A 13,262-nucleotide genomic window follows, 5' to 3' on the forward strand; every position below is an offset into this window, starting at 1 on the left:
CCCGCTGGCCACCGGCACCTTGAGCTTCGACGGCAACGGCAACCTGGTCGCCGGCGCGCCGACGACGCTGGTGGGTGGCAAGATCAATTTCGCCGGCCTGAATTTCGCCAACGGCTCCAACGCGATGAGCTTCACGATGGACCTGACCAAGTCGACCCAGTTCGGCAACGTCAACGACCCGAAAAAACTCACGCAGGACGGCTTCACCTCCGGCCAGCTGACCGCCTTCGCGATCAATGAGGACGGCACCATCACCGGCAAGTATTCCAACGAGCAGACCCAGACCCTGGGCCAGGTCGTGCTCTCGTCCTTCGTGAATCCCAACGGCCTGCAGCCCAAGGGCGACAACGTCTGGGCCGAGACCGCCGAATCGGGCCAGCCCCTGACCGGCTCGCCCGGCAGCGGCACCAAGCTGGGCGCGCTGGCGTCCGGCGCGGTCGAGGCCTCCAACGTGGACCTGACCGCCGAACTGGTGAACCTGATCATCGCGCAGCGCACCTACCAGGCCAACGCGCAGACGGTGAAGACGCAGGACCAGGTCATGCAGACCCTGGTGAACATGCGCTGATGCCTTAGCAAGGCATATCCAAAAAGAAAACGAAGGACAGCATGGACCGGATGATTTATATCGGCCTGGCCGGCGCCAAGCAGGCGCTGGAGCAGCAGGCCTCGGTGGCGCACAACATGGCCAACGTGTCCACGCCCGGCTTTCGCGCGCAGATCAACAGCTTTCGCGCGGTGCCGGTCGTCGGCGAGGAGATGGGCACCCGCTCCATGGTGGTGGCGACCACGCCCGGCGCCGACATGAGCGCCGGCCCGCTGATGCAGACCGGCCGCCCGCTGGACGTCGCGGTGCGCGGCGACGGCTGGCTCACGGTGCAGCTGCCCGACGGCGGCGAAGCCTACACGCGCCTGGGCAGCCTGCAGGTGGGCGCCGAAGGCCAGGTCAGCACGCAGGGCGGGCGCCCGCTGATGGGTGACGCCGGCCCGCTGGTGGTGCCGCCCGGCTCCTCGCTCGTGGTGGGCGGCGACGGCGTGCTCACGGCCATAGGCGCGGGCGACCCGGCCGTGGGCGCCGCCGAAGTCGGCCGCCTGAAGCTGGTCAACCCGGCCGCCGCCGACCTGGTGCGCGGCGACGACGGCCTGTTCCGCATGCAGCCGGGCCGGCCGGCGCCGCAGGCCGACCCGGACGTGCGCCTGCAGACCGGCGCGCTCGAGGGCAGCAACGTGAACCCGGTCGAGGCCATGGTGCAGATGATTTCCAACGCGCGGCGCTTCGAGATGCAGATGAAGACGCTGCAGACCGCCGAGGGCAACGACCAGCAGGCCAACAAGCTGCTGGGCAACAGCTGACCCGGCATTCGCCCTCCCACCCTTCACCACCCCTTTACCTCCGCAGGAGTTTTCCATGATTCGTTCCCTCTGGATCGCCAAGACCGGCCTGGATGCGCAGCAGACCCAGCTCGACGTCGTGTCCAACAACCTGGCCAACGTGGGCACCACGGGTTTCAAGCGCAGCCGCGCGGTGTTTGAAGACCTGCTGTACCAGAACCTGCGCCAGAGCGGCGGCCAGACTTCGGACCAGACGCGCATGCCGTCTGGCCTGCAGATCGGCACCGGCGCGCGCGTGGTCGCGACCGAGCGCATCCACACCCAGGGCAACCCGACCAAGACCGACAACCCGCGCGACGTCTCCATCAACGGCGGCGGCTTCTTCCAGGTGCTGATGCCGGACGGCACCAATGCCTACACGCGCGACGGCTCCTTCCAGCCCGACCAGAACGGCCAGCTCGTGACGGCCAACGGCTACCCGCTGCAGCCGGCCATCACACTGCCACAGGACACCACCGGCATGACCATAGGCCGCGACGGCACGGTCTCGATCACCCAAGGCGGCAGCAGCGCGAACGTGCAGATCGGCCAGATCCAGCTCGCGACCTTCATGAACCCTGCGGGCCTGGAGAGCAAGGGCGAGAACCTCTACGTCGAAACCGACGCCTCGGGCGGCGCTAACCAGACCGCGCCCGGCCAGAACGGCGCCGGCGTGCTGAACCAGGGTTATGTCGAGTCGTCGAACGTGAACGTGGTGGAAGAACTGGTCAACATGATCCAGACCCAGCGCGCCTACGAAATCAACAGCAAAGCGGTGCAGACCTCCGACCAGATGCTCGCGCGCCTGGCGCAGCTGTGATGCGTGGCCCGGTTGCGAACGCCTGCGGCCCTGCGCTGGCCGCCGTCGGGCTGCTGCTGGGCGGCTGCGCCCAGGTGCCGCGCGAGCCCATCGTGCAGCAGCCCATGACGGCGCGCGCCGAGGCGCAGCCGCGCCAGGCCGGGCCCGCCAACGGCTCGATCTACCGCACCGGCTTCGGCACGCAGGCCTTGTTTGAAGACCGGCGCCCGCGCTACGTCGGCGACATCCTGACCATCGTGGTCAGCGAGAACATCAATGCCAGCAAGAACTCCGCCGCCGACGCCAGCCGCACCGGCAGCGCGACGTCCATCCTGGGCGTGGTCCCCAAGCTGATCAGCGGCCTGATCTCCAGCGACCAGAACGCCGACGCCAGCGGCAAGAACGTCATGAGCGCCAAGGGCGGCGCCAATTCCAGGAACACTTTCAACGGCGTGATCACGGTCACGGTGGTGGAAGTGCTGGCCAACGGTAACCTGCTGGTCAGCGGCGAAAAGCAGATGCTGATCAACCAGGGCACGGAATACATACGCTTCTCCGGCGTGGTCAATCCGCGCACCGTGGGCGCCAACAACGCCGTGCCTTCCAGCCAGGTGGCCGACGCGCGCATCGAGTACAGCGCCAAGGGTTACATCGACGAAGCGCAGACCATGGGCTGGTTGCAGCGCGTTTTCCTCAACGTCTTGCCCTTCTGACCCCGTTCCGACCCTGTTCAACCATGACGCACGCCACACCGAAATTTCTTTCCCTGGGAAGCCTGGCACTGAAGCTGTGCCTGCTGCTGCCGGCCCTGGCCTTCCTGGCTGTGCAGTCCGCACAGGCCGAACGCATCAAGGACCTCGCCAGCATCCAGGGCGTGCGCGACAACCCGCTGATCGGCTACGGCCTCATGGTGGGCCTGGACGGCAGCGGCGACCAGACCATGCAGACGCCGTTTACCACGCAGAGCCTCAACAACATGCTGGGCCAGCTCGGCGTGACGGTGCCGCCCGGCACCAATATGCAGCTCAAGAACGTGGCCGCCGTGATGGTGACGGCCGTGCTGCCGCCGTTTGCGCGCCCCGGCCAGGCCATCGACATCACCGTGTCCTCGCTGGGCAATGCCAAGAGCCTGCGCGGCGGCACCCTCTTGATGACGCCGCTCAAGGGCGCGGACGGCCAGGTCTATGCGCTGGCCCAGGGCAATATGGTGGTCGGCGGCGCGGGCGCCTCGGCCAGCGGCAGCCAGGTCAAGGTCAACCAGCTGAGCTCGGGCCGCATCCCGGCCGGCGCGATCGTGGAGCGCGCGGTGGAATCGCCGCTGGGCGGCGACGGCACGCTGATGATTGAGCTCAACAAGACCGATTTCGGCACCGCGCAGAAAGCCGTGGACGCGATCAACCGCAGCTTCGGCCCCGGCACCGCGCAGGCGCTGGACGCCCGCGTGATCCAGGTCAGCGCGCCGGCCCGGCCCGAGGAGCGCGTCGGCTTCCTGGCCCGCATCGAGGACCTTGACGTCAACCCCTCGCAGGCCGTGGCCAAGGTGGTGATCAACGCACGCACCGGCTCGGTGGTGATGAACCAGACGGTGCGCATCAACGACTGCGCGGTGGCGCACGGCAGCCTGTCGGTGGTGATCAACACCGAACCGGTGATCAGCCAGCCCGGCCCTTTCTCGGGCGGCAACACGGTCGCCACCCAGCGTTCGCAGATCGAGCTGAGCCAGGGTGGCGGTGCGCTGCAGGTCGTCAAGGGCGGCGCGTCGCTGGCCGACGTGATCAAGGGCCTCAACGCCCTGGGCGCCAACCCGCAGGACCTGGTGTCCATCCTGCAGGCCATGAAGGCTGTGGGCGCGTTGCGCGCCGAACTCGAGATCATCTGATGAGTGGCACCAGCATTGCCGGCACCAGCGGGTTCAACACGCCAGCCTCCGGCGTCCTCGACCAGCGCCTGTCGCTGGATATCCAGGGCGTCGACGAGTTGCGGCGCACGGCGCGCAGCTCGCCGCAGGAGGGCATGAAGCAGGCCTCCAAGCAGTTCGAGGTCATGTTCATGAACATGGTCCTCAAAAGCATGCGCGAGGCCAYGCCCTCGGACGGCCTGTTCAGCAGCCAGTCCGAAAAAATGTACACCTCCATGCTGGACCAGCAGCTTGCGCAAAACCTTTCGGGCCGCGGCCTGGGCCTGGCCGATGCCATGTATGCGCAGCTGAGCCGCATGACGGGCGGAGATACGGCGTCGCAAGCCGGCGGCCTGCCCATGCCTTTGATGCCCGTGCTCCCCGGTGAGGCCGGTGCGGTGGCACCCAAATCACGCGTCATGCCGCAGGCCTATGCGCCCGCCGCCGGCCGTGTGGATCTCTCGGTTTATGAAGAGGCCACCGCGCAGGCGACGCTGAGCCGCGGCGCACTGCCGCAGGCGCATGTCGAGGCCTTTGTCTCGCGCCTGCTGCCGGCCGCGCAACGCGCCAGCGAAGCCAGCGGCGTGCCCGCGCAGCTGATCATGGCGCAGGCGGCGCTGGAGTCCGGCTGGGGCAAGCGCGAGATCCGCATGGAAGACGGCAGCAGCAGCTTCAACGTCTTCGGCATCAAGGCCGACCGCAGCTGGAAGGGCCCGGTGGCTGAAAGCGCCACCACCGAATTTGTCAACGGCGCGCCGCAGAAGACGCGCGCCGCTTTCCGCGCCTATGGCTCTTATGACGAAGCCTTCGCCGACTACGCGAAATTCCTCTCAAACAACCCGCGTTATTCCGGCGTGGTCGCCACGCGCGACCCGGCCGAGGCCGCCCATGGCCTGCAGCGCGCCGGGTATGCAACCGATCCCGAGTACGGCGGAAAACTGGTGCGCATCATGCGGCAGATGAACACCTGACAACGGCGGCAGGCACACGCAGCCCCCTAAACAAACAAGCCCCCCACACAAAGACATCCATGATCATCCGCAATTTCAAGATCGGAACACGTTTGGGCCTGGGCTTCGCCCTGGTGCTGCTGTTCCTCACCGCCATCGCGGCGCTGGGCATCTGGCGCCTGCAGGGCGTGGGCCACGCCACCAGCGACATGGCCAGCCGCGCGCTGGTCAAGGAAAGGCTGGCGGCCGACTGGCTGGTGGCGACCAGCACCAACAGCGTGCGCACCTTCGCGCTGGTCAAGACCAGCGACCCGCGCGACCAGGAGTACTTCCAGAAAGCGATTTCCAGGACCAGCCTGGCGATCACCGAAACCTCGGGAAAGCTGCTGGCCATGCTGGACTCGCCTGAGGAAAAAAAGCTCTACGAAGACAGCCTGGCCAAACGCAGTGCCTATATCGGCCTACGCGCCGCGGCGCTCAAACTCAAGGCCGAGGGCCAGGCCGAACAGGCGCTGGAAATGGTCGACAACAAGCTGGTGCCGGCGCTGGAAGCCTATGACGCCAGCATCAAGGCCATGCTGTCTTTCCAGAAGGCCAATATCGACAAGACCGTGAGCGCCATCGATGTGCTCTACCGCTCGAGCCGGCTCAGCCTGGGCGCCATGGCCGCCGCCGCCCTGGCGCTGGGCGGCCTGCTGTCCTGGTGGCTCACACTGGGCATCATCCGGCCGCTGGGTCGCGCCCTCAAGGTCGCGGAAACCGTGGCCGCCGGCGACCTGACCAGCCGCATCGTGGTGAGCAGCCAGGATGAGACCGGCCAGCTGATGCAGGCGCTCAAGAACATGAACGACAGCCTGGTCGGCATCGTCGGCAATGTGCGCAGCGGCACCGACACCATCGCGACGGCCAGCAGCCAGATCGCGGCGGGCAACCACGACTTGTCGTCCCGCACCGAGCAGCAGGCCAGCTCGCTCCAGGAGACGGCGGCCTCGATGGAGCAGATCACCTCCACCGTCAAGCAGAACGCCGACAACGCCCGCCAGGCCAACCAGCTGGCGGCCTCGGCCTCCAGCATTGCCGTCAAGGGCGGCGGTGTGGTCGCGGGGGTGGTCGACACCATGGGTGCGATCAACGCGTCCTCCAAAAAGATCGYCGASATCATCAGCGTGATCGAYGGCATYGCTTTCCAGACCAACATCCTGGCKCTSAACGCCGCSGTGGAAGCCGCCCGTGCCGGTGAGCAGGGCAGGGGCTTTGCGGTCGTGGCCGCCGAGGTGCGTAACCTCGCGCAGCGCAGCGCGGCCGCCGCCAAGGAAATCAAGACCCTGATCGGCGACTCGGTCGACAAAGTCGAAGAGGGCAGCAAACAGGTTGCCGAAGCCGGCAAGACCATGGACGAGATTGTCGACAGCGTCAAGCGTGTGACCGACATCATGGCCGAGATCACGGCCGCGAGCCAGGAACAGACCTCGGGCATAGAACAGATCAACCAGGCCATCACGCAGATGGACCAGGTCACGCAGCAGAACGCGGCGCTGGTCGAGGAAGCCGCTGCGGCAGCCTCTTCCTTGCAGGAGCAGGCCGCCGGCCTATCGGACGCGGTCAGCGTGTTCAAGCTCGAGGATGACTTTGCCCTGCAGCGGCCCACCGCTCCGCTGAGGCAACCGCCGCCGGCCCGGCAGGCCATCGGCCGTAAACCCGCATTGAAAAAAGAGGAGCTCGCCATGGCATGCGACGACTGGGAGACTTTTTAGGGAGCCAATCAAAAAGCCCTCCTGGCGTTGTTGTGCCGCCTTGCCGTGCTGTAGCACTGTCTGCGGCGGCGCGCCTAGCCAGGACCGCTTCGCTGGGCTTTGTGATCGGCTCCCGGTGAAAGTGAATTAACTGAGTTCAACGCCCGCGTTAGGGGCCCTACAAGGAATAAAAATATGCAGTGGTTTCATCAACTTCGTGTCATGACCAAGCTGGTCGGCAGTTTCCTCATCGTGGCGGCCATAGGCGCTGCCATCGGTGGGCTGGGCATTTTCCACATGGGCCGCATCAGCGCCGCCACCGAGAGCCTGTACGGCCGTGAGGTGCAGGTGCTCAAGGGCGTGCAGGAGGCGAACATCCACCTGCTCTACGCCAGCCGCGCGCAGATGACGCTGCAGGCCGCCTCGTCCATAGGCGAGCGCAACACCGGCAAAAAAGACATCGCGTCAGCGCTGCAGGGCATTGAGGCGCGCATGGCTGATGTCAAGCCACTGCTCGAAGGCGATGAAAAAGGCACGGCGCTGTACCAGCAGTACGAAAGCAAGATGCCGCACCTCAAGCAGCAGATGACCGAGTTTGTGGCGCTGGTGCTCAAGCAGTCCATGGACTCCTCGCAGTACGACGGCCGGGTGGCCGACGACAGCGCCAGCCTGGTCAAGGAATCCCGCGCGCTGGAAGAAGTGATGCAAAACCTGGTGGCGCACAGCGACCAGCTGGCCAGGGGCAGCATGGAAAACGTCACCACCACCTACAAAAGCTCCCGGCTGGCCATGATGGCGCTGGCGCTGGGCGGCATCGCCGCCAGCGTGGGCCTGGGCGTGGCCATGGCGCGCATGCTGGGCCTGCAGATCGGCGGCGAGCCGGCCTATGCCGCGACCATCGTGGACCGCGTGGCCGAGGGTGACCTGACGGTGCAGGTGGAACTGCGCAAGGGCGACAGCCGAAGCCTGCTGTATGCCATCCACAAGATGCAGCAGGAACTGGCCCGCGTCATCAGCCAGATCCGCCAGGCCAGCGGCACCATCGCCACGGCCAGCAGCGAGATTGCGGCCGGCAACCATGATTTGTCCTCTCGCACCGAGCAGCAGGCCAGCTCGCTGGAAGAAACGGCGGCTTCGATGGAAGAGCTTACGGGCACCGTCAAGCAGAACGCCGACAACGCACGCCAGGCGAATCAGCTGGCCGTGTCCGCCTCGAGCGTGGCCGTGAAGGGCGGCAGTGTGGTCGCCGATGTGGTCGGCACCATGGGCGCGATCAATGCCTCGTCCAGAAAGATTGTTGACATCATTGGTGTCATTGACGGCATTGCCTTCCAGACCAATATCCTGGCTTTGAACGCGGCGGTTGAAGCAGCCCGTGCTGGCGAGCAGGGCAGGGGCTTTGCGGTGGTGGCTGCCGAGGTGCGCAACTTGGCGCAACGCAGTGCCGCAGCGGCCAAGGAAATCAAGACCCTGATCGGCGACTCGGTCGACAAGGTCGAAGAGGGCAGCAARCAGGTCGCCGAAGCSGGCAARACCATGGACGAGATYGTCGACAGCGTCAAACGCGTGACCGACATCATGGCCGAGATCACGGCSGCGAGCCAGGAACAAACCTCGGGCATTGAACAGATCAACCAGGCCATCACCCAGATGGACCAGGTCACGCAGCAGAACGCGGCGCTGGTGGAGGAGGCGGCCGCTGCGGCTTCTTCCTTGCAGGAGCAGGCCAGCGGCCTGTCGCAGGTGGTCAGCGTGTTCAAGGTCAATGGCGGCCATGCGCCGACCACGCAGCAGCAACGCAGTAGCGTGGCCAGGCCGGCCGCGACACCCAAACAACCACCGCAAGCCCGGCGGGCGATTTCCGCGCCGCGCAAGCCGGCGGCTCCCAATGGCGATCTCGCGATAGCGGGTGGCGGCAGCTGGGAAACCTTTTAAGCCTCTTCAGGGATTCCCCCGCCGCATCAAAGCAAGCACAAGCCGGCCCTGCTTAACCCATCATTTTTGAAAGCCTGGATCATGACACTCAACAACATCAAGGTCGGCAGCCGCCTGGGGCTGGCCTTCGGCCTGATTCTTTTCATCATGGCGGTGATTTCCGTCACCGGCATCTGGCGCCTGCAGGGCCTGGCCGCCACGACCCAGCAGCTCGGAACGATCGACAACGAGAGGCTCAAGATGGCCGTGCAGTGGCGCCAGACCATAGACCTGAACTGGATACGCACGCGGGCGTCCATCCTCGACGCCGACACCAGCCGCATCCCGATGTGGCAGGCCGACATGGACAAGACCTCGGAAATCTCGAACGCCTCGCGCAAGCGCCTGGTCGAACTGGTCCAGACGGAAGAGGGCAAAAAACTCATCGCCAGCATCGACGCCGCGCGCGAAGCCTACCGCACGCCGCGCGCCGCCGTGCTCAAAAGAAGGCATGCCGGGGAGGACGTCACTGCCGTGCTCGAGCGTGAACTCAAGCCGCTGGCCGAAGCCTATAGCGAGAGCATCCACAAACTCGAGGAGTTCCAGCAGACGCTGTATGACGCCGCCCTGGCGCGGGCCGAAGAGAATGCGGCCCAGGGCCGCTTGATATTGATCGTGGGTTCGGTGCTGGCCTTGCTGCTGGGCGCGGCATCGGCTTTGGTGCTGACCCGCTCCATCACCGGGCCTTTGCGCCAGGCTGCCCGCAGCGCGCGGTTTATCGCCGACGGCGACCTGACCCAGCCCATCCACAGCGTGGGCCGGGACGAAGCCGCCGAGTTGCTGCAAGCCCTGAAGACCATGCAGGACAACCTGGTCGGCATTGTCGGCAATGTGCGCAGCGGGACCGACACCATCGCGACGGCTTCGAGCCAGATCGCTGCGGGTAACCATGATTTGTCTTCGCGCACGGAACAACAGGCCAGTTCGCTGGAAGAGACTGCCGCCTCGATGGAAGAACTGACCTCGACGGTCAAGCAGAATGCCGACAATGCGCGCCAGGCCAACCAGTTGGCCGTGTCCGCGTCGAGCGTGGCGGTGAAGGGCGGCAGTGTGGTCGCCGAGGTGGTCGGCACCATGGGCGCGATCAATGCCTCTTCGCGCAAGATTGTCGACATCATTGGTGTGATCGACGGCATTGCTTTCCAGACCAATATCCTGGCTTTGAATGCCGCTGTCGAAGCGGCCCGTGCCGGTGAACAGGGCAGGGGCTTTGCGGTGGTTGCGGCTGAAGTGCGCAACCTGGCCCAGCGCAGTGCCGCCGCCGCCAAGGAAATCAAGACGCTGATAGGCGACTCGGTCGATAAGGTTGAAGAAGGCAGCAAACAAGTTGCCGAAGCCGGCCGAACCATGGACGAAATCGTCGACAGCGTCAAACGCGTGACCGACATCATGGCCGAGATCACCGCGGCGAGCCAGGAACAGACTTCCGGGATTGAGCAGATCAACCAGGCTATTACCCAGATGGACCAGGTCACGCAGCAGAACGCGGCACTGGTGGAGGAAGCGGCCGCGGCAGCGTCCTCCTTGCAGGAGCAGGCCAGCGGCCTGTCGCAAGTGGTCAGCGTGTTCAAGGTCAACGGTGGCCATGCGCCAGCCGCGCAGCAGCAGCGTTCCAGCGTGGCCCGACCGGCCACTCCCAAACAGCCTCCGCAGGTCCGGCAGGCTATTTCGGCGCCGCGCAAGTCGACGGCTCCGGCGGGGGATCTTGCGATGGCCGGTGGCGGGAGCTGGGAAACGTTTTAAGGCCCGGTCTTGCTCCGGCGGGGCGCTCTCCTCTGAGACCTGCTGGCCGGGGGTAGCCCGGCGGCTACTCACTTTTCTTTTGCTTCGCCAAAAGAAAAGTAAGCAAAAGAAAAGGCGACCCTGGTTGCTGCGTCCCTTCGCTGCGCTACGGGCAACCTGCGGTGCTCGGTCCAGACGGGGTCTCGCTAAACTCGCCTTCGGCTCAGACAACGCGATCCCTGATCCGTCTGGCCCTGCGCTCCTCGGCGCATCCACAAGGGGTGGGGACGAGGAATACCAATACCGAATACAGAAGAAACAAGGACTCGCCRCGGCGAGTCCTTGTCTGTCTTGGTTTGTTCTTTGTATTTCTGTCTTCTGTTCCCGCTTCCGCTCCCGCTTGCCCCGTCCTGGCTGGGCCGAGGAGCGCAGACGTAGGCGGATCAGGGATCGCGCTTGTTTGAGCCGAAGGCGAGTTTGCGCGAGACCCCGCCGTAGTCGAGCACCGCAGGTTGCCCGCAGCGAAGCGGAGGGACCCAGACTGCGGGTCGCCTTTTCTTTGGTGACTTTCTTTTGGCGAAGCAAAAGAAAGTTACTGGCTGCCGGCCACCCCGGCCAACAACCCTCAGAGGAGAGCGTGCCGCCGGAGCAAGACCGGCGCCAACCCCCCCAGCGGCGGAGAGAGCAAGAGTGGCAAATCGCCGTTGCAACTTTTACAGAACCGACGGCCCAGTCCGCTTGACCTTCCCACAGGGGTAAGCCCCATAGTCGGTCGCATGGCAGCGAAGAAATAAAGAAATCTTTCGCGCACCGCAGTGATTGAGAAGGATGGTGGACCCCATGATTGCTCAACCCATCGACTACCTGCTGATCGTCTGGTTCGCCCTGGCCCTGGGCTCGACCGCCTACGTGGCCTGGGACCAGTTCCAGCACAATCCCGAACCCGTGGTGATGAAATGGGGTTTCATCCTGGTCACCCTCTACATGGGGCCCATCGGCTTGCTGCTGTATGTCATGGCCGACAAGGAGCCGCGCCCCGGCGAGCATGAAGACTTCATCAAGCCCTTGTGGAAGCAGGGTGTGGGCTCCACCATCCATTGCGTCGCGGGGGATGCGACCGGCATCATCCTGGCGGCGGTGATCACCGCCACGTTGGGCTTGCCGATGTGGCTGGACCTGATCGTGGAATACCTTGCGGGCTTCGCCTTCGGCCTGTTTATTTTCCAGTCGCTGTTCATGAAGAACATGATGGGCGGCACTTACCTGGAGAACGTGAAGAAGTCCTTCATGCCCGAGTTCATCAGCATGAACGCGATGATGGCCGGCATGGCGCCCGTCATGTCGCTGCTGATGATGGGCCGGGACATGCGCGCCATGGACCCGGCCGAGCTGATTTTCTGGGGTGTCATGTCGCTGGGGGTGATCGCCGGTTTTGCGATCGCTTACCCGGTCAACGTCTGGATGGTGTCCCGGAAGATGAAGCACGGCCTGATGACCCGGCGCGATGCCGGCCAGGATGGGCATGCGTCCGGGTCCCCACAGGCGCATGCGGGCCATGAAGCGCAGCACGGCCACGGCCATGCCATGCGTCCCGATGTCACCAGGCCCCAGCTGGCGGCTGTCTGCATGAGCACCTTGCTGATGCTGCTGGGCGGCATGGCCGTGCCTGCGCTTTTTGTGAACATGAGCTTGTCCGCGCGGGATGTCGGCGGCGCCATCATGCCGCCGGGCATGATCATGGGCTGGGACACACCCGGCGAAGCCATGCGGGACATGGCCGCGGTCCACCCGCGCCTGGTCACGCGCCAAGCCGAAGCCCTGGCGCGTGGCGATGTTCCGCTCGAGCCGAAGCTGGAAGACGGCGTGAAAGTCTTCGAGCTTGAAACCGGCGTGGCKGGCTGGAACATCCTGCCCGAGGTGAAGGTGCAAGCTTATGCCTTCAACGGCCAGGTGCCGGGGCCGCGGCTGCGCGTCACCGAAGGGGACAGGGTTCGCATCAAGGTGCGCAACCGGCTGCCGGAATCAACCACCGTGCATTGGCATGGCCTGATCGTTCCCAACAATATGGACGGGCCGGCCAAGATCACGCAGCAGCCGATACCCCCCGGCGGCAGCTACACCTATGAGTTCACGACCGAACAGGCGGGGACATTTTTCTATCACACCCACGACCATGCGGACCGCCAGCAAGCCCTGGGCTTGTACGGCGCGCTGATCATCGACCCCAAAGATCCTGCCAAAGAGCAGCCGGCCGACAAGGAATATGTCATCCAGCTGCAGGAGTGGCTCAAGCGCGAAGGGCTGACCTACCCGGCCATGCTGATGGAGGGCGCCATGCCCAATTACTTCACCATCAACGGCAAGGCCTATCCCGAGACCGAGACTATCAAGATGCGCGTGGGTGAAACCATCAAGCTGCGCTTCATCGGCACCCACAACAATTTTGTGCATCCCATGCATGTGCATGGCGGGCCGTTCACTGTGGTGGCCCGCGACGGCTATGTGCTGGCCGAAGCGGCGCGTTTTGAGGCCGACACGGTCAATGTGGGCCCCGGCCAGCGTTACGACGTGATCTGGAAAGCCCGCAAACCCGGCAAGTGGCTGGTGCATTGCCATATCCCGCACCACAACACCAACAACAATGTCGAGCACCAGGGGGGTGGTGGGTTGACCATGATTTTGGAGGTGAGTTGAGCTGGAGATAAGGCCGGGTCTTGCTCCGGCTAAGCGCTCTTAGCTGAGTGCTGCTGGCCGGGGGTAGCCCGGCGGCTACTCACTTTTCTTTTGCTTCGCCAAAAGAAAAGTAAGCAAAAGAA

The 13,262-nt window shown here is 64.9% G+C and carries 10 protein-coding genes; all 10 read left to right on the forward strand.

Going from position 1 to position 13,262, the window contains the following annotated elements; all coding sequences use genetic code 11:
* On the forward strand, nucleotides 1–568 hold a 568-nt coding region (locus AC1D0P_RS12515; RefSeq protein ID WP_477677036.1), incomplete at its 5' end, for a flagellar hook-basal body complex protein.
* Nucleotides 569–609: 41 nt separating this feature from the next.
* The gene (locus AC1D0P_RS12520; protein WP_477677037.1) at nucleotides 610–1,353 is read left to right on the forward strand and encodes a flagellar basal body rod protein FlgF; all 744 of its coding nucleotides are present in this window, start codon (nucleotides 610–612) and stop codon (nucleotides 1,351–1,353) included.
* Between the two features lie 55 nt (nucleotides 1,354–1,408).
* Nucleotides 1,409–2,191: a flagellar basal-body rod protein FlgG gene (flgG, locus tag AC1D0P_RS12525; RefSeq protein WP_436157631.1), complete on the forward strand. Its 783-nt coding sequence runs from the start codon at nucleotides 1,409–1,411 to the stop codon at nucleotides 2,189–2,191.
* On the forward strand, nucleotides 2,191–2,883 hold the full coding sequence (locus AC1D0P_RS12530) for a flagellar basal body L-ring protein FlgH (protein WP_477677038.1): 693 nt from the start codon (nucleotides 2,191–2,193) through the stop codon (nucleotides 2,881–2,883). The genes flgG and AC1D0P_RS12530 overlap by 1 nt, the downstream gene beginning before the upstream one ends.
* Nucleotides 2,884–2,906: 23 nt before the next feature.
* Nucleotides 2,907–4,049: a flagellar basal body P-ring protein FlgI gene (locus tag AC1D0P_RS12535; RefSeq protein WP_477677039.1), complete on the forward strand. Its 1,143-nt coding sequence runs from the start codon at nucleotides 2,907–2,909 to the stop codon at nucleotides 4,047–4,049.
* Nucleotides 4,049–5,038 carry a flagellar assembly peptidoglycan hydrolase FlgJ gene (gene flgJ / locus AC1D0P_RS12540; RefSeq protein WP_477677040.1) on the forward strand — a complete coding sequence of 330 codons (990 nt, stop codon included), beginning with the start codon at nucleotides 4,049–4,051 and terminating at the stop codon, nucleotides 5,036–5,038. The genes AC1D0P_RS12535 and flgJ overlap by 1 nt, the downstream gene beginning before the upstream one ends.
* A 59-nt stretch (nucleotides 5,039–5,097) precedes the next feature.
* Nucleotides 5,098–6,771, forward strand: coding sequence for a methyl-accepting chemotaxis protein (locus tag AC1D0P_RS12545; RefSeq protein WP_477677041.1), 1,674 nt, complete (start codon nucleotides 5,098–5,100; stop codon nucleotides 6,769–6,771).
* A gap of 174 nt (nucleotides 6,772–6,945) precedes the next feature.
* Nucleotides 6,946–8,685, forward strand: coding sequence for a methyl-accepting chemotaxis protein (locus AC1D0P_RS12550; RefSeq protein ID WP_477677042.1), 1,740 nt, complete (start codon nucleotides 6,946–6,948; stop codon nucleotides 8,683–8,685).
* Between the two features lie 81 nt (nucleotides 8,686–8,766).
* Entirely contained in the window at nucleotides 8,767–10,467 is a 1,701-nt protein-coding gene (locus AC1D0P_RS12555) for a methyl-accepting chemotaxis protein (RefSeq protein ID WP_477677043.1), read from the forward strand.
* A gap of 819 nt (nucleotides 10,468–11,286) precedes the next feature.
* Nucleotides 11,287–13,140, forward strand: a complete 1,854-nt coding sequence (locus tag AC1D0P_RS12560; RefSeq protein WP_477677044.1) for a multicopper oxidase domain-containing protein — start codon at nucleotides 11,287–11,289, stop codon at nucleotides 13,138–13,140.
* The last annotated feature ends 122 nt before the right edge of the window (nucleotides 13,141–13,262 follow it).

Source organism: Polaromonas sp. P1_G2, assembly GCF_056405515.1.